Here is a 17,700-nt window from a genome sequence, read left to right as displayed (position 1 = left end):
CCGTGGACGCTCCGATCCTCTCGATTTCCGGTCTGCGGGCGGTATTCCGTATCGCCGGACGCGACATCGCCGCCGTGCAGGACGTCGATCTGACGATCGGATCGGGTGAAACGGTCGCGCTCGTCGGCGAGTCCGGATCGGGCAAGTCCGTCACCAGCCTGTCGATCATCGGCCTGCTGCCGAAGAAGATCGGACGCATCGCCGAGGGATCGATCGCGCTGCGCCGCAGGGACGGCACAGTCACCGAGCTGACCGGCCTCGATCCTGAATCGCTGCGCAAGGTGCGCGGCAACGACATCGGCATGGTGTTCCAGGAGCCGATGACCAGCCTCAATCCGGTCTACACGATCGGCGAACAGATCGCCGAGCCGATCCGCATCCATCTCGGCAAGTCGCACCGCGATGCCGCCGCCGACGCGGTGCGGCTGCTGGCTCAGGTTGGTATCCCCGATCCCGATCGGCGGGCGCGGCAATACCCGCATGAGCTGTCGGGAGGGATGCGCCAGCGCGCCACCATCGCCATGGCCTTGTCCTGCAATCCGACCTTGCTGATCGCCGACGAGCCGACCACCGCTCTGGATGTCACCATCCAGGCCCAGATTCTCGACCTGCTGGCCGAGCTGCAAGCGCAGCGCGGCATGGGCATCCTGTTCGTCACACATAATCTCGGCGTGGTTGCCGAGATCGCCGACCGGGTCGCGGTGATGTATGCCGGGCGCATCGTGGAATCTGGTCCGGTGAGCGAGGTGTTCACCCGTCCGCGTCACCCCTACACCGCCGGGCTGATGCGTTCGGTGCCACGGCTTGGCCAGGCCACCACGCTGAAGGCAGCAGGAACGCCGCTTCCGACTATCGCCGGCAATGTTCCGTCGCTGGCCTTGCTGCCCAAGGGCTGCTCTTTCGCGCCGCGTTGTGCCCTGGCTGTCGATGCCTGCCGCGCTGCGGTACCGCCATTGTTCGCGGCGACACCGACCCAGCAAAGTCGTTGTTTGCGCTGGGAGGATCTCTGACAGTGGACGCCCCCTTCCTTTCGGTCAGGAACCTGACCAAGCATTTTGCGCCGACGGCATTCTCGCGCGGTCCCGTCGTCAGGGCGCTGGAAGATATTTCCTTCGATATCGCGCGTGGCCAGGTGGTCGGACTCGTTGGCGAATCCGGGTCGGGAAAGACCACGATCGGCCGCTCGGTGCTGCGTCTCATCGAGCCGACGTCGGGCGAAATCAGCTTTGACGGCGTCGATATCACCAAGCTGAGCGCCGGCCCGCTGGCTCGCCAGCGCCGCAAGATGCAGTATATTTTCCAGGATCCGTTCGCCAGCCTCTCGCCGCGCATGACCATCGGGCAGATCCTGACCGAAGGCCTGGATATTCAGGGCATCGGCAACAGGCCCGAGCGGCGGGCGAGGGCCGAGAAGGCACTTGCCGCGGTCGAGTTGCCTACCGATGCCTATGACCGCTACGCCCACGAATTTTCGGGCGGGCAGCGTCAGCGCATCGGCATCGCCCGGGCGCTTACGCTCGAACCCGAATTCATCGTCGCCGACGAGCCGGTCTCTGCCCTCGACGTCTCCATCCAGGCGCAAATCATAAATCTTTTGCGCGACCTGCAGGTCCGGCTCGGCCTGACCATGCTGTTCATTTCGCATGACCTGGCCGTCGTCGAATATATCTGCGACACGGTGATCGTTCTCTATCTTGGGCGCATCATGGAAGTTGCGCCGGCGGCCGCGCTCTATGCCCGGCCGCAGCATCCCTATACGCGGGCATTGCTTTCGGCCATTCCGTCGCTCGACCCAATGGCCAAGCAGAGCCGGCAGGTGCTGAAGGGCGACATTCCAAGCCCCGCAAATCCGCCGACCGGCTGTGTTTTCCGAACCCGTTGCCCGGTTGCCCTGGACGCTTGTGCCGGCATCGTCCCGCCGCTGCGGGCAACGTCCGATGGCCATCTGAAGGCCTGCATTCGCGACGACATCGACTAAAGCCGATTGTCGGTCACGACAGGCAGCCGAAGCCATCTACTACCATGGGGAAAGCCGGTTGCCGGGGCCAGTTCGAGCCGTGCGATCAGCGAATCCACGGTGTGGCGAGCTTGAACGCCGCGTTGATCGCGACAGTGAAATCGATGTTCTCACCATAGCCGAAACTGGCTCTGAAGCAGAACCTCGATATCAGCGTCCATTGACGCTGCGTTCTGCCGGGCTCAGGTAAATGGCGAATTTCGGGAAACGCTAAATATTTGTTTTTTCTGGTCGGAGTGGCAGGATTTGAACCTGCGACCCCATCGTCCCGAACGATGTGCGCTACCAGGCTGCGCTACACTCCGTGACCAGACCGCGGGCTTATAGCCGCCGCACTTCGTTCCTGCAAGCGCCAATGGCAGCGCTTCTGTCGCATTTCTTCCGCTTTCGCCTTAACGTCATACAGGTTTCAGTTTGCTGGGGGTAAACACCGTTTAAGGGCTCGTGTTATAGGCACCGGCCACCTCAGTTGAAACCACTCTGAATCCAGCCGCTTGGAGTTGCTGTCTTGCCCCTGAAGATCGTTAGTGAAGCCCGTCCCAACACCTTCGAGTTTGAAACCTCGGCGCTGATCAAGGCGTCCGGCTTTCGTGAATATGATGCGCGCTGGTGGTTCGGCCACCCGGCCTCGGCTGAGCCGCCGGAGCTCAACCTGATCGGTGTCCAGGCGCTCGGCATGGGGCTCGGCACGCTGATCCGGCGCTTGGGCGCGGGACCGGATATCGTCACCGGGCATGATTTCCGTTCCTATTCGCTGGCGATCAAGCTGGCGCTGGTTTCCGGACTGATGGCCGCCGGCGCGCGGGTTAGGGATATCGGACTGGCGCTGTCGCCGATGGCCTATTTCGCTCAGTTCGCGCTCGACACGCCGTCCGTCGCCATGGTCACCGCTTCGCACAACGAGAATGGCTGGAGCGGCGTCAAGATGGGGGCCGCGCGTCCCCTGACGTTCGGTCCGGAGGAAATGAGCGCTTTGAAGACGATCGTGCTTGCGGGCGACTTCGACCTGATCGGCGGCGGCTCCTATGACTTCGTTGCGGATTTCCGCAAAACCTATCTGGACGACCTGACACGCGACAAGCGCATATCGAGAAAGCTCAAAGTGGTTGCCGCCTGCGGCAACGGCACTGCCGGCGCCTTCGCGCCCGAGGCGCTGGAGCGGATCGGCTGCGAAGTGATCCCGCTCGATGTCGAGCTCGATCATACGTTTCCGAACTACAACCCCAATCCCGAAGACATGAAGATGCTGCACGCGATCCGCGACAAGGTGCTGGAGACAGGAGCCGATGTCGGACTTGGCTTCGACGGCGATGGCGACCGCTGCGGCGTGGTCGACAATGAAGGCAACGAGATCTTCGCCGACAAGGTCGGCGTCATGCTCGCCCGCGATATCGCGCGACTGCATCCGGGCTCGACCTTCGTCGTCGACGTCAAGTCGACCGGGCTGTTCAACACCGACGCCGTCTTGCGCGCCGATGGCGCCGTCACCGATTATTGGAAGACCGGTCACTCCTACATCAAGCGGCGCGTGGCCGAGCTCGGCGCCATCGCCGGTTTCGAGAAATCCGGTCATTTCTTCTTCAACCCGCCGATCGGGCGCGGTTATGACGACGGTCTGATCACAGCCATCGCCATCTGCCAGATGCTGGATCGCAGCCCGGGCAGCAGCATGGCCGATCTCTATCGCGCCCTGCCGCTGACCTTCGGCACGCCGACCATGTCGCCGCACTGCGCCGACGAACTGAAATACGGCGTGGTCAAGCGCGTCGTTTCCGATTTTCAGGCCATGAAGCAGGATGGCGCTATCTTCGCTGGCCAGAAGATCGCCGACCTGATCACCGTCAACGGCGTTCGCGTCGTTGCAGAGGACGGCACCTGGGGCCTGGTGCGGGCGTCGTCGAACAAGCCGGAGCTCGTCGTCGTGGTCGAGAGCCCGGTGTCGTCGGAGCGGCGCCGGCAGATGTTCGAGGCCGTCGACGCCGTATTGCGCCGCAGCCCGGAGGTCGGCGCCTACAACCAGACTTTCTAGATTAGCCTAGAGCGCCGGACGTTCACAGCGGCGGCGGTGGCGCCTTTGAAACGCCAGGGCGCAAACAGGACTGTGAAATCCGACCTTCCGGCGGCGTTAGTTCTGAGACTATTTGGCGGCCTGGTCGGGCTTGACGGCTTCGTAAAGAGCGATGACCGCGTCGCTGATCTTGTCCGTACCGTCCGCGGGTTGCGAATTGGTCTGGACCGTTATCATGATGTCGTCTTCGGCAAACCAGACATAGAGCGTTCGATACCCCAGCGTTTCGCCTTCATAGAACCAGTGCGCGCCATAAGGTCCAAGAATCGCTCGGATCAGGCCCAATGAAAAGCCGCGCGGGTCATCGGCGGAAACTTCCGCAATTGGCTCGCCGGTTTTCGTAGAGACCATCTTCAGCCATTCGGCCTGCTGCTCTGGCGGTACGAAGCGGCCCGAGAAGATGGTTCGGATCCACCTATCCACATCGCGCGAACTTGAGATCGCCCCGCCAGCCGCTTGCGCCCAGGATTGGCTCGTTGCGCGAATGTCGCGCCCGACCATCGGCAGGTTCCAGGATTCCTTGCAGTCTTTTGGCTGATAGTCTGCGCACGCAGGATTCTCGAAATAGCCATGAGCCAAGCGCTCCATGACGGGCTCCGGATAGGTGCCGCTCTCGTAGAAGGTGGAATGGAGTCCGACTGGGTTGATCACGAACTCATGCACCAAATCCCGGTAGGGCTTGCCAGTTGCCTTCGCGGCTATCATGCCGGCGAGAATGTAATTCGTGTTGGAGTAGTGGTAGCCGTCGGTCACCGGGAGATCATCGGTTCCTGTCGGATAGACAGCCTTGACCAGCTCCTCGGCGCTCAAATCACGGTTGGGTTCGTTCACCCACACACGCGAAAGCATTTCAGTTTCTGAATAGTTGGGAATGCCGCTCGTCATGTTGAGAAGCCGCCGGATGTTGACGTCCTTCCAGGCCGGGTACTCCGGGAGCCATTTGCCGACGGTGTCGTCGAGTGAGAGTTTCCCTTGTGCTTCGAGCTTGAGGATTACGGCCGCGGCAAACGACTTCGACGTGCTCCCCATGTGAAACAGCGTATCCTGATTGATGGGTGGATCAGACGGAGCGCGCCCGGTCTTGCCGGCGAAGGCTTCGATGGCCGGCCCCGGATCGCCAAAGCTGATATAAGCCGCGACGCCCGTTGTCTTTTCTATAGGGGTCCGCTCCGCAAGCCAGGTTTCCAGCGCCGCCTGGACCTTTTCGGAGCGGCTCGGCTCAGCGTTCACCCCGAATGTGGTCAACAGCACAACACTCGCGCCGATCCACAACCCGGCAGTTCCCACTTTGAACATTTGCTAACTCCCCTCGGCTGACTTCGTGCTGCAGGTCATTCCGCCCGATCGGCGATTTCCTACATCGGCAAGGCGGTCTGTCTAGTCACAGGCGTTGGCGCGGCGTGGGCGTGCGTTTACGGAGGAGACGTTGGTTCGACCGTGAAGGCGACGAAACGAATGATGGACCAAGTCCCGCTCGGCTGCCTTTCGAAGATGTCCATCCCAGCTTCTTTGCTGACTTCGCGGTGATCCCCTCGCTTAGTGGTGAGGGTCCAGAACAACCGGACCACTGCAATGTCACCGGACACGATGATTTCACGGATGTCGGGCTGGTAATGAAATTGAAGATCGGGTTTGGCCAGCAGGGCGGCCAAACGACCGCAAACCGCGTCGCGACCGCTGTCCAGGGCGCCCGGAACTGTCGAGATCAGTTTGTCTGCGAACAGGTCACAGATGCCGCCGGCATCCCGAGCATTGAAAGCCGCTGCCCACCGCTGCAGCCGCTCCGTTATTGTCGCCTTGTCCGCCTCCGCTTCGGCGGATGCAGGCAAAGCCGCGCCCACTATCAAGAGGCAGGCGAGCAATAGAGGGCGGCAGTAAGACATTGATCTCTCATCGAAGCTGTAGCACCTCGCGCTCGACGCCTGTCGACCACGAGTTGCGAAATAGTATGCCGGGAACGCAGATGCGCTTGGTGAGATAGCCGTGGACCCTCTCCCGCACCGATCAGGATAGGCGATAGAACGTTTCAAGTTGATGCCGCGTGCGCCGGGCGACGTGTCGCAGCGGTTACATGATGGGCAGAGAAGGATCGGGATGGCGCGGATCGTAGACCGGCAAGACGGATCGCCATCTCGCCGCGGCTACGGAGCCGCCGTATTGCGCCGCAGCCCGGAAGTCGGCGCCTATAACCAGACTTTTTAGGTTCAGGGCTTATAACATCGTGGCGAGAAGGCCCGGCAAGGAAGCGGAGCCCAGCTTGCCGCTGATCCGCTCTCGCCGGACTTCACAACGGCAACTCAGGCGGGCTTACGAAGCCTGCCCAAGAACGCTCCAGTCGAATCTCCGCGCCCAGTCGGCAAAACTGTGCCAGCGGACCTCCGGGAAATCTCGGTGCAAGGCCGCGATATCGACATCGTAGCCGATGCGGTCGAACCACTCGAACATCAGCGCCGCGTCCTCGCTTTGCTGGCGGGCCACCGCGATCGGAATTTCCTGATAGTTGATCGGGCGGCCGATGGCCTGCGACAGGATCTTCGCCTGGTCTTCGCCGGACAGTTCGTCTCCTGCAATATCGAAACGCTTGCCGAACACGCGCTCGCGTCGCTCGGCCAGTGCGGCGACAAAGGCCCCGATGTCCGCCAGGGCGACCAGTTGGAGGAGGCGTTTGGCAGGCATCGCGAAAGCGTACGTGCCCTGGCTGAGCGCGCCGATCGACCACGGCGCGACGATGTTCTCCATGAATGCGACCGGCGCACTGATGGTGTAGGGGATGCCGAGCCCGGCGACATGTTGCTCGACAAGATATTTGCTTTCGAAATGCGGGATGCCAGTTTTCTTGTTGGCATCGGCAACGGACGAATAGATCAGATGTCCGATGCCGGCAGCCTTGGCTGCATCGGCGGCTAAAATCCCTTGGCGGGTTTCCTCTGCCAGGCCAGCCTCGTAGCTGTTGCCCATCAGGAACATGGTGTCGACGTCGCGTGCTGCCTCCACGACGGAAGCCGAGTCACCGAGATCGCCAGTCACGATTTCAACACCCGCCGACGCCAGCAGCCGTGCGCCATCGCTGTCCGGCTTGCGGGTCAGTGCCTTGACGCGATGTCCCTTCGACAGCAAGGCACGCGCAACCGCGCCGCCTTGCTGTCCTGTGGCTCCGGTAACCAGAATGCTTCGTTTGGCAGTCATGTGTTTGCTCCTTCTTTTTCCGATGGAGCAAAATTAGGGTTTGTCGCATTGATGCATAATTGCCTATAATTGGAAAACTTTGTCCCAGATACGGATACAATGCTTGACCTCAACGATATCGTCGTGTTCGCTCGCGTTGTCGAGGCCGGCAGCTTCACCGCTGCCGCGCGGCTGCTTGCCATGCCCAAGACAACGGTCAGTCGGCGCGTTGCCGCGCTTGAGCGCGAAGTTGGAGTTCGCCTGCTGCAACGCACGACGCGCAGCCTCAACGTGACGGATGCCGGGCGTCTCTATTACGAGCAGAGCAGCCAGGCGCTCCGGACGCTCGAGGAAGCAAATTTGCGCCTCGCCGAAGCAAGAGTGGAGCCATCAGGCACGATCCGCATTTCAGCTCCGGTCGGCTTCGGCGGCTATTTCCTCACCCAGGCCGTGGTCGACTTTCTTGCGATGTATCCAAAAACCAAGGTCGAGCTCCGGCTGACCGACGACAAGCTCAATCTGGTCGAGGACGGCATAGATCTCGCTTTCCGAACCGGCATCCTTCAGGATTCGACGCTGATTGCCCGCAAACTCGGCTTGACGCACAGGCTGCTCTGCGCCAGCCCGGACTATCTCGCAAGGCATGGGATGCCGGAGCGCCTGGCGGATCTCGCGCACCACCAATGCGTCATCGCAGGCCCTTCGACCTCGGGCGCCCATTGGGTGCTGGACGGGCCACACGGCCAGGAAACGGTCACGGTGGCCGGGCGCTTCGCCGCCAATGAAATGCAGGCGGTCGTTGCGGCCACGCTCGCAGGCTTCGGCATCGCGCAATTGCCGCACAGCATTGCCGAGCCCTTCATAAATGGGGGGCGGCTGAGCCGCGTTCTCCGGGACCACACGACGCCGGTCGGCGGGCTGCATGTCCTATATCCGAGCAGCCGGCATCTTTCGCCCCTCGTCAAGGCATTCATCGAGCTTGCATCCGACCGGATTTCCAGTCGGGCAAATACCGCGGCTGACAAGCAGGGCCGCGAGCCTTAGTAGGGGCTCGCCACGTCGCCGGTCTCGACGTAGACCGACTTCAACTGCGAATAGAGCGCCAGCGCGGCAAGCGAATTTTCCCGCCCGATTCCCGACTGCTTGAAGCCGCCGAACGGAATTTCGACCGGCGTCAGATTGTAGGCGTTGATCCAGCAGGTGCCGGCCTGCAGCTCGGCGATAACGCGGTGGGCGCGCGGCAGGTCGCGCGTGAACACACCCGCGGCAAGGCCGAACTCGGTGTCGTTGGCGCGCTCGATCACCTCGTCCTCGCCGTCGAATTTCAGCACGCTCATGACAGGCCCGAAAATTTCCTCGCGCGCGATGCGCATTGCGTCGGTGACGCCGGTGAAGACCGTCGGCTCGACGAAGAAGCCGCCCTGGAAGCCCTGCAGCGAAGGCACATTGCCGCCGCAGGCGAGCACAGCGCCGTCCTGCTTGCCGGCCTCGATATAGCCGATCACCTTCTCGTGCTGGGCCTTGGAGACAAGCGGCCCCATCTGTGTTTCCTGGTCGAGTGGATCGCCGATACGGATCGTCTTGGTCCGCTCGACCAGACGTTCGACGAAACGGTCGTGGATGCCCTTCTGCACGAAGACGCGCGTGCCGTTGGAGCAAATCTGGCCGGTCGAATAGAAATTGCCGAGCATGGCGCCGCCAATGGCGTTTTCGAGATCGGCATCGTCGAAGACGATCAGCGGCGACTTGCCACCAAGCTCCATCGTGGCGTGCTTCATCTTCGAACCGGCGAGCGACAGCACCTTGCGGCCGGTCGGCACCGAACCTGTCACCGAGACCTTGGCGACGATATCGTGCTCGACGAGGCCGGCGCCGACATCGCCATAGCCTTGCACCACGTTGAACAGCCCATCGGGCAGGCCGGCCTCGGTATAGATTTCGGCCAGAGCCAGCGCCGACAGCGGCGTGTTCTCCGACGGCTTGAACACCATGGCGTTGCCCATGGCGAGTGCGGGTGCCGATTTCCAGCCGGCGATCTGGATCGGATAGTTCCAGGCACCGATGCCGACGCAGACGCCCAGCGCCTCGCGCCTCGTATAGGCAAAGGGTCCGCCGAGATCGAAGGCCTCGCCATTATAGGCAGCGACGGCGCCGCCGAAATATTCGAGGCAGTCGGCTGCCGATGGCGCATCGGCCACCAGCGTCTCCTGGATCGCCTTGCCGGTATCAAGCGTCTCGATGCGGGCGAGATCGGCATTGCGCGCGCGCAAGATGTCGGCGGCACGGCGCAGGATGCGCCCGCGCTCGACCGGCTTCAGCCGCGCCCAGGCCGGTTGTGCTGCGCGCGCTGCTTCGATGGCGAGTTCCAGCACGTTTGGCGTCGCGGAACGCAGCATCGCGATGGTCTCGCCGGTTGCCGGGTATATGACCGGCAGCGGCGCACCCTGCTCGTCGTCGATGTAGCGTCCGTTGACATAGTGCGATGCCGTTGGCTGTGCGCGCATGCGAGCTTCTCCAAATCGTCTTTCGCCAGGGACGAGCAGGCGAACAGTCCGCCGGATCATGATCTATCGCATCGGCCCGAAAATCGGAATCGATTTTCGGAAAGCACGATGCGAGGACTAAAAAGCGATAGAGCGCTTGTGCGTCCGAATGGACGCACGTCGTTCTATCGATCTGAGACCTGCCAGCGCGGATTGATCCATGGTTCCTGGTTGGACGGCGCCAGCGGCGCGCGGCCGAGAATGTGGTCGGCAGCCTTTTCGCCTGTCATGATCGACGGCGCGTTGAGATTGCCGTTGGTGACGCGCGGGAAGATCGAGGAATCGGCGACCCGCAGCCCTTCGACGCCGATGACACGGCATTCCGGATCGACGACGCTCATCGGATCATCGGCGCGACCCATCTTGCAGGTGCCGCAAGGATGATAGGCGCTCTCGGCGTGATCGCGGATGAAGGCGTCGAGATCGTCATCCGACTGCACATGCGAGCCCGGCGAGAGCTCCTCGCCGCGATAGAGGTCGAATGCCGACTGGCCGAAGATCTCGCGCGTCAGCCGGATGCAGTGGCGGAACTCGGTCCAGTCGTCGGGATGCGACATGTAGTTGAAGCGGATCACCGGCTTCGATTTGGGGTCGGGTGAGCGCAGCGTGACAGAACCGCGCGACTTCGATCGCATCGGCCCGACATGCGCCTGGAAGCCGTGCGCCTTCGCCGCCGCCTTGCCGTCATAGCGAACCGCCGCCGGGATGAAATGATACTGGATGTCGGGATAGTCGACGCCGGCGCGCGAGCGCACGAAGGCAGCCGCCTCGAAATGATTGGTTGCGCCCAGACCCGACTTGAAGAACAGCCATTGCGCGCCGATCAGCGCCTTGGAGAACGGGTTCAGCACCGAATTCAGCGTGATAGGCTGTGTCGATTCCTGCTGGATATAGAGCTCCAAATGGTCCTGCAGGTTGCGGCCGACGCCGGGCCGGTCGGCGACCACCGGAATGCCGAATTCCCTGAGATGTTCGGCGGGGCCGATGCCGGACAGCATCAGGATCTTGGGCGAATTGATCGAGGAGGCGGCAACGATCACTTCACGTCGCGCCTTGACCACCTGAATCCGTTTGCGCGTTTCGATCTCGACGCCGGTGGCGCGTTGATTCTCGATGATCACCCGCCGGGCGAAGCCCTTGACCAGGCTCACGTTTTTCCGCCTCAACGCCGGCTTGAGATAGGCGCTCGCGGCCGACCAGCGGCGACCGCCGCGAATGGTCTGCTCCATCGGCCCAAAGCCTTCCTGCTTCGCGCCGTTATAGTCATCGGTCAGCTCGAAGCCGGCCTGACGGCCTGCCTCGACAAAGGCGCCGTAGAGCGGATTGGTCCGCGAGCCACGCTGCACGGACAGCGGACCGCCGTGGCCGCGCCAGCCATTCTCACCGCCGTTGGCGTCTTCCATGCGCTTGAAGTAGGGGAGCACGTCGGCAAACCCCCAACCGGCCGCGCCCTGTTCGGCCCAGTGATCGAAGTCGCGGGCGTGGCCGCGCACATAGACCATGCCGTTGATCGAGGACGAGCCGCCGATGACCTTGCCGCGTGGCGTCGCCAGCACCCGGCCGCCGAGATGCGGCTCCGGCTCGCTGGCAAAGCCCCAGTCGTAGAGGCTCATATTGAGCGGGATCGACAGCGCCGACGGCATCTGGATCAGCGGCCCGACGTCGCTGCCGCCAAATTCGATGACGATCACCGAATGCTTGCCGTCCTCCGACAGCCGGTAGGCCATGGCCGAGCCGGCCGAGCCGGAGCCGATGATGACGAAATCCGCCTCAAGCATGGTTCATACGCGCCATGAAATCAGCGAGCGAGGGAACAAGTGTCATCATTCGCCTCGTGGAAAGCGCTTCTGCTCTTCGAGCGTGTCGAGATTCATGTGGTTGCGCATGTAGCGTTCCGACGCCTTCTGCAACGGCTGGAATTCCCAAGGGTAGTGAGTGCCGTTACGCAACGCCGGATAGATCACCCAGCGGCGCGCCTGGCTGGCGCGGACGGCGGCGTCGAAAGCGGCCATGTCCCAGCGTGCCCGGACCTTGTCGGTGAACGCAGCAACCAAAGCCGCATGAGCCGGGTCGGCGGCGAGACTGGTCAATTCCCGCGGATCCGATTCAAGATCAAACAGTTGCGGCGGATCGATCTCGCAATGGATGAATTTGAAGCGGCCCTCGCGGATCGCCACCATCGGCGCATTGGAGCCTTCGGCCGTATATTCCATCAGCACCGGTGCGGTGCGGGTCTTGCCGTCGAGCAGCGGTAGCAGCGACTGGCCGTCGGTCCATGGCGCAATCGCGCTCATGTCGATGCCGGCGAGGTCGCAAAGCGTCGGCGCCACATCGAGATTGGAGACCGGCGCGGCGATCAGGGCGGCTGGGATGTCTTTCCCTGCGATCATCAGCGGCACCAGCACCGAGCCCTCGAAAAAGCACATCTTGAACCACAGGCCGCGCTCGCCGAGCATGTCGCCGTGATCCGAGCAGAACAGAATGGTCGTGTCCTCAAGCATGCGCGTCCGCTCGAGCACCGACAGCAACTCGCCGACCTTGTCGTCGAGATAGGAAATGTTGGCGAAATAGCCGCGCCGCGCGCGGCGGATCTGGTCGCCCGTGATGTCGAAACTGTCGTAATCGCTGGCGCGATAAAGCCGCTGCGAATGCGGATCCTGTTCGCCGTAGGCAATGAAGCCCACTTCCGGCTCGAGCGCCGGGCAGTTCTCGTAGAGATCCCAATAGCGCCGCCGGGCGACATAGGGGTCATGTGGGTGGGTGAAGGAAACCGTCAGGCACCACGGCCGGCGCGAAGCATCGTCGGAGACGCGGGCGAAATCATAGAGCTTCTGCACCGCGTGGAAGGCGACCTCGTCGTCATACTCCATCTGGTTGGTGATTTCGGCGACACCGGCGCCGGCGACAGAACCGAGATTGTGATACCACCAGTCGATCCGCTCGCCGGGCTTGCGATAGTCCGGCGTCCAACCGAAATCGGCAGGATAGATGTCGGTGGTCAGCCGCTCCTCGAAGCCGTGCAATTGGTCCGGCCCGACGAAATGCATCTTGCCGGAGAGGCAGGTGTAGTAGCCGGCGGCGCGCAGATGATGCGCGTAGGTCGGGATCGACGAGGCGAATTCGGCGGCATTGTCATAGACCTCGGTGCGCGACGGCAACTGGCCGCTCATGAACGCGGCGCGGCCCGGCGCGCACAGCGGCGAGGCGGTGTAGTTGTTTTTGAAGCGCGCCGAACGCGCCGCCAGCGCCTTCAGATGCGGCGCATGCAGGAAGTCCGCCGGCCCATCCGGAAACAACGTTCCGTTGAGCTGATCGACCATGACGATCAGGAAATTGGGTCGCTTGGACGTCACTGCGCGCTCCGGCTGAGTTTGGTTTCGAGATAGTCCTCGATCACTGCGATCGCGGTCGCGGCATTGGGCACGCCGTCCTTCAACGCGCGCCTGATGTAGAGGCCGTCGATCAGCGCCGCTGTCGCCTCGGCGACGCGGTCGGCTTCGCTTCTCGGCAGGATGCCGGCCAGCCCGCTCAACAGATTGGAATGCAGGCGCCGCGCATAGACCCTGAGCAGGCGGCGAAGTGCTGCCGATTTCTGCGCCTCGACATAGAAGGCTAGCCAGGCGGCGATCGTTTCCGGCTGGAATTGGGCGTCGGAGAAATTGACGGCGACCACGGCCGAAACGCGCTCGCGTGCCGTGGTGGCCGAGCGCAGCGCGCGCCGCATATCGGCGGTCAGCTCGGCCAGGATGTGCCGCATCGTTGCCAGCAAAAGCTCGTCCTTGGCGCCGAAATAGTGATGGGCAAGTGCCGAAGACACGCCGGCGCGCCCGGCGATTTCCGACATCGTCACATCAAGCGAGCCACGCTCGCCGATCGCTGAGATCGTCGCGTCGATGAGCGCCTTGCGGCGCAACGGCTCCATTCCGACTTTCGGCATCTTTGCTCCGGTTGTTGCGAGGAGATTATTTTTTATTGACGCATCAATCAACAAAAATCCAGCGTGATTGGTGGCAAAGGTCGACGCTTATGACCAGATATCAAGATCAAGCGATTGTGTGGGTCTGGCCCCTTCACGACGTCGTCGGAACGGTTCATACTTGAACAATGCTGAGGCGCGCCGCGACATCGCGTAGCCCGGCCCGCAGGATGGAGGTTGCCATGACAGCATGCATCGTCGGCTGGGCGCATTCGCGCTTCGGCAAGCTCGAAGGCGAGACGCTGGAGAGCCTCATCACCAAGGTGGCTGGCGAGGCGCTCGATCATGCCGGCATCGGTCCTGACGAGGTCGACGAGATCGTGCTTGGCCACTTCAATGCCGGCTTTTCCGCGCAGGATTTCACCGCAAGCCTGGTCCTGCAAGCCGACGACCGGCTGCGCTTCAAGCCGGCGACGCGCGTCGAGAACGCTTGCGCCACGGGTTCGGCGGCAGTCAGGCAAGGCATTCGCGCCATCGACGCCAATGCCGCCCGCATCGTTTTGGTGGTCGGCGCCGAGCAGATGACGACGACGCCAGGTCCCGAAATCGGCAAGAACCTGCTCAAGGCCTCCTATCTGCCTGAGGATGGTGAGACGCCAGCGGGCTTCGCCGGCGTGTTCGGTAAGATTGCGCAGGCCTATTTCCAGCGCTATGGCGACCAGTCGGACGCACTCGCCATGATCGCCGCCAAGAACCACAAGAACGGCGTCGACAATCCCTATGCGCAGATGCGCAAGGATTTCGGCTATGAGTTCTGCCGCCACGAGAGCGAGAAGAACCCATTCGTTGCCGGCCCCCTGAAGCGTACCGACTGTTCGCTGGTTTCGGACGGCGCCGCCGCCCTGGTCCTTGCCGACACCGCGACGGCGTTGAAGATGCGCCGCGCGGTCGCCTTCCGCGCCAATGAGCATGTGCAGGATTTCCTGCCGATGTCGAAGCGCGACATCCTGGCCTTCGAAGGCTGCGAGCATGCGTGGAATCAGGCGCTGAAGAAGGCCGGCGTGATGCTGGACGATCTGTCTTTCGTCGAGACGCATGATTGCTTCACCATCGCCGAGCTGATCGAATATGAGGCGATGGGCCTGGCGAAACCGGGCGAGGGCGCAAAACTGGCGCTGAATGGCGAGACGGCGAAGGACGGCCGGCTGCCGGTCAATCCGTCCGGCGGGCTGAAGGCCAAAGGCCACCCGATCGGCGCTACCGGTGTCTCGATGCATGTGCTGAGCGCCATGCAACTCGTCGGCGAAGCCGGCGGCATCCAGGTGCCGGGCGCCAAGCTCGGTGGCATCTTCAACATGGGCGGTGCCGCTGTCGCCAACTACGTTTCCATTCTCGACCGGATCAGATAAAAGCGGCCCGCTTTACAGCGCCGCGCACCCTTTAGGGCGCGCAAAGGACGCTGTAACACTTTGATTTTGCGCATGATCCTTTTCGAAAATGGGTTTCCGATTTTTCCAGGTCATGCGTTAGCGGGGAAATCATGACGAATCCGGTTCTGGTCGAAGTTTTGCGCGGCGCGGTGGTCGAGAGCGCACATCGTGGCGCCATTGCGGTCTTCGATGCCGACGGCAAACCAGTCTGGGAAATCGGCGATACGGCACGCCCGGTGTTCCCGCGCTCGGCGGTGAAGGCGATCCAGGCGCTGCCGCTGGTCGAAAGCGGTGCCGCCGATGCGTATGGTTTCGGCGACCGCGAACTGGCGCTTGCCTGCGCTTCGCATTCCGGCGAGCCCGCGCATGTCGAACTGGCGCGGGCGATGCTGGCCAAGGCCGGGCTGGACGGGACCGCACTTGAGTGCGGCGCGCATTGGCCGTCGAGCCATGACGCGACGGTTGCGCTGGCCAGCGCCGGCACCTTGCCGAACGCGCTGCACAATAATTGTTCCGGTAAACATGCGGGCTTTCTCTGCACCTGCGTCCACGCCGGCATCCCTCATCGCGGCTATGTCAAATCAGGCCATGCCTCGCAGGAGATGGTGCGCGACGCGATGCAATCGGTGACCGGGGCTGCCCATGATGTCGACCATTGCGGCACGGACGGCTGCTCGATCCCAACCTATGCCGTGCCGCTGCGCAGCTTGGCGCTCGGCTTTGCCCGCATGGCGACCGGTGTCGGCTTTGAACCCGTACGCGCCAAGGCAGCAAAGCGGCTGCTTTCCGCCTGCATGGCCGAGCCCTTTCTGGTCGCCGGCACAGGCAGGGCTGATGTCGCGCTAATGAAGGCAGCGCCCGGCCGGACTTTTGTCAAGGGCGGCGCTGAAGGCGTCTATTGCGCGGGACTTCCCGAGCTTGGCCTTGGCGTCGCGATGAAATGCGATGATGGCGCTGGTCGTGCGGCGGAAGTCATGGTCGCCGCCGTGCTTGCCAAACTCCAGCGCGCCGATAGCGTGCTGGCGGCGAAACTGATCGAACAGGCACATCCGCCCATCGAAAGCCGGGCCGGCGCCAAGGTCGGCGCTGTCAGGCCTGCCGCCGCGCTGAGTTGAGAACGGGCATTCAGCTCACATGATTGCGCTCGACGGTCAGATGCGCATAGCCGGCATTGCCTGATGAGGCGAGATCGCCGGTCACCGGCTCGGCCCAGCGGTGGCCGGCGATCGCGCCGTTTTGGGCGCCGTCGATGACATTGTCGGAAATGACCGCCGTCCCTGCGCCCTCGACCACGGTCACGGCGATGCCGGTTCCAGCCTTGCGAATGATGTTTCCCGTCGCGACTACATTGCGCATGAATGGCCCCCAGCCGATGTTCATGCCGTAGAGCGGGGCATTCTCAACGACATTGCCGGAAACCGTGGTATCCGCCTCGATGGCGATGCCAACGCCGAAACCGGGTGGATCGGCAGGGTAGGGGCCGCTGGTCGAGAGGTTGCGGACGATGTTTCCTGAACACACGCCCATGCGGCCGCCCTCGTTGAAGTTGACGATCGAGATGCCGTTGGCGGCGCCATCGACGATGTTGTTGCTGACGATCGCCCCTTCGAACGAGAATTCGGAATACACGGCGGTCTCGCCTGAGCGCGAGCAGGTGTTGCCGGTGATGTGCAGATTGCTGGCGCTGTTGGCGCGGATCGCCGAAAACGCGCAATCCGAGACGATGTTGCCCGAGATGACGACGTTGCCGGCGCGGAAAGCATTGATGCCGTTGCCGTTCTGGCCAGTTCCGCCGCTGCGCGCCTGAATGCGCTCGACACGGTTGCCGCTGACGATGGTGCCGTCCTCGGCTGCTTGCCAGCGGTGCACGAGGATGCCGCCATTGGCGCAGTCGGACACGGTGTTGCCTGATATCGCCAGGCCGGCGGCTTCGACCGAATAGATGCCGGCGTCGGCGGCGCCCGATATTTCCGAGCGCTCGATACGGCCCGAAGCGTGCTCGAGCGCCAGGCCGCTCTTGCCGCTGCCTGATATCTGGCAATTGTCGATGACGAGGTGCGTGATGCGGCGCAGGTCGAGCAGGCCTTGCGCGTAGTCGCCCATCCAGCGGTTGGTGCCGTCAAACACCAATCCGGTGAATTCGATGTGCTCGGCCTGTTCGGCCATGAGCAGATGGCCGTTGCCGCCATAGACGATCCGCGATGCGCCCGGCACCCCGGAAAGCCTGACACGGCTGGGCAGCGACAGGTTGGATACGACATAGGTTCCCGGAGGCAGGAACACCGGCATGTCGCGGTCGTTTGCGTCGCGTAGCAGCCTGGCGAAGGCGTTGCTCTGATCGTCTAGCGCGCCGGGCCGCACGCCGAGATCGGCAGCGTTGATCGAACCGCGCGTCGAGGCATTGTCGATGCCGGGCAGGCCGGCCGCCGCTGCCTTGCCGAGCGAGAGGCCCATGACCGCAAAGCCGGCGGTCTGCGTAAGCAATCTTCGTCTGTTCAACATCGGCACAGATTCCCAGCGTTCGGTCGTCGGGCCGCAGGAATAGTGCCAGGCCGATCGGT

Annotated in this window: 14 protein-coding genes and 1 tRNA gene; 6 read left to right on the top strand and 9 right to left on the bottom strand. The window is 62.8% G+C overall.

Annotated features, from left to right (window positions below):
- The first annotated feature begins 2 nt into the window (after positions 1-2).
- Complete coding sequence (locus NKH73_RS06405; RefSeq protein WP_352929180.1) at positions 3-1,010, top strand: ABC transporter ATP-binding protein; 1,008 nt, start codon at positions 3-5, stop codon at positions 1,008-1,010.
- Between the two features lie 2 nt (positions 1,011-1,012).
- Positions 1,013-1,978: an ABC transporter ATP-binding protein gene (locus NKH73_RS06400; protein ID WP_352929178.1), complete on the top strand. Its 966-nt coding sequence runs from the start codon at positions 1,013-1,015 to the stop codon at positions 1,976-1,978.
- A 267-nt stretch (positions 1,979-2,245) separates the two neighbouring features.
- On the opposite strand, the gene NKH73_RS06395 is transcribed toward NKH73_RS06400, so the two are convergent.
- Positions 2,246-2,322: transfer RNA gene (locus NKH73_RS06395), tRNA-Pro, on the bottom strand.
- 203 nt (positions 2,323-2,525) lie between these two features.
- Here NKH73_RS06395 and NKH73_RS06390 point away from each other — a divergent pair.
- Complete coding sequence (locus NKH73_RS06390) at positions 2,526-4,046, top strand: phosphomannomutase/phosphoglucomutase (RefSeq protein ID WP_352929176.1); 1,521 nt, start codon at positions 2,526-2,528, stop codon at positions 4,044-4,046.
- 108 nt (positions 4,047-4,154) lie between these two features.
- Here NKH73_RS06390 and NKH73_RS06385 read toward each other — a convergent pair whose 3' ends face one another.
- From NKH73_RS06385 to NKH73_RS06375, 3 genes are all read right to left on the bottom strand, one after another.
- The gene (locus NKH73_RS06385; RefSeq protein ID WP_352929174.1) at positions 4,155-5,381 is read right to left on the bottom strand and encodes a serine hydrolase domain-containing protein; all 1,227 of its coding nucleotides are present in this window, start codon (positions 5,379-5,381) and stop codon (positions 4,155-4,157) included.
- Positions 5,382-5,497: 116 nt separating this feature from the next.
- Positions 5,498-5,968: a YybH family protein gene (locus NKH73_RS06380; RefSeq protein ID WP_352929172.1), complete on the bottom strand. Its 471-nt coding sequence runs from the start codon at positions 5,966-5,968 to the stop codon at positions 5,498-5,500.
- 424 nt (positions 5,969-6,392) lie between these two features.
- A complete protein-coding gene (locus NKH73_RS06375; protein ID WP_352929170.1) occupies positions 6,393-7,271 on the bottom strand; it encodes an NmrA/HSCARG family protein in 879 nt (292 codons plus the stop codon).
- A gap of 99 nt (positions 7,272-7,370) precedes the next feature.
- Here NKH73_RS06375 and NKH73_RS06370 point away from each other — a divergent pair, with 99 nt between their 5' ends.
- Positions 7,371-8,294 (top strand): LysR family transcriptional regulator, encoded by a 924-nt coding sequence (locus NKH73_RS06370; protein ID WP_352929168.1) that lies wholly within the window; start codon positions 7,371-7,373, stop codon positions 8,292-8,294.
- Here NKH73_RS06370 and betB read toward each other — a convergent pair.
- The 4 genes from betB to betI all read right to left on the bottom strand — a co-directional run bounded on the left by betB (position 8,291) and on the right by betI (position 13,730).
- On the bottom strand, positions 8,291-9,754 hold the full coding sequence (gene betB / locus NKH73_RS06365) for a betaine-aldehyde dehydrogenase (protein ID WP_352929166.1): 1,464 nt from the start codon (positions 9,752-9,754) through the stop codon (positions 8,291-8,293). The genes NKH73_RS06370 and betB overlap by 4 nt on opposite strands.
- 164 nt (positions 9,755-9,918) lie before the next feature.
- Complete coding sequence (gene betA / locus NKH73_RS06360) at positions 9,919-11,571, bottom strand: choline dehydrogenase (protein ID WP_352929164.1); 1,653 nt, start codon at positions 11,569-11,571, stop codon at positions 9,919-9,921.
- A gap of 45 nt (positions 11,572-11,616) precedes the next feature.
- On the bottom strand, positions 11,617-13,146 hold the full coding sequence (gene betC, locus NKH73_RS06355) for a choline-sulfatase (protein WP_352929162.1): 1,530 nt from the start codon (positions 13,144-13,146) through the stop codon (positions 11,617-11,619).
- Complete coding sequence (betI, locus tag NKH73_RS06350; RefSeq protein WP_352929160.1) at positions 13,143-13,730, bottom strand: choline-binding transcriptional repressor BetI; 588 nt, start codon at positions 13,728-13,730, stop codon at positions 13,143-13,145. Before betI ends, betC begins: the two co-directional genes overlap by 4 nt.
- A 221-nt stretch (positions 13,731-13,951) precedes the next feature.
- On the opposite strand from betI, the gene NKH73_RS06345 reads away from it, so the two are divergent.
- Positions 13,952-15,118, top strand: a complete 1,167-nt coding sequence (locus NKH73_RS06345) for an acetyl-CoA acetyltransferase (RefSeq protein WP_352929158.1) — start codon at positions 13,952-13,954, stop codon at positions 15,116-15,118.
- A 131-nt stretch (positions 15,119-15,249) separates the two neighbouring features.
- Positions 15,250-16,254, top strand: coding sequence for an asparaginase (locus NKH73_RS06340; protein ID WP_352929156.1), 1,005 nt, complete (start codon positions 15,250-15,252; stop codon positions 16,252-16,254).
- Between the two features lie 10 nt (positions 16,255-16,264).
- Here NKH73_RS06340 and NKH73_RS06335 read toward each other — a convergent pair whose 3' ends face one another.
- Positions 16,265-17,641, bottom strand: coding sequence for a TIGR03808 family TAT-translocated repetitive protein (locus NKH73_RS06335; RefSeq protein WP_352929154.1), 1,377 nt, complete (start codon positions 17,639-17,641; stop codon positions 16,265-16,267).
- Positions 17,642-17,700 lie beyond the last annotated feature (59 nt).

It is taken from the genome of Mesorhizobium sp. M0938, assembly GCF_040319125.1.
GTDB lineage: Bacteria > Pseudomonadota > Alphaproteobacteria > Rhizobiales > Rhizobiaceae > Mesorhizobium > Mesorhizobium robiniae.
Note: the sequence above shows the minus strand (reverse complement) of the source record. Positions and strands in the feature narration are given on the sequence as shown.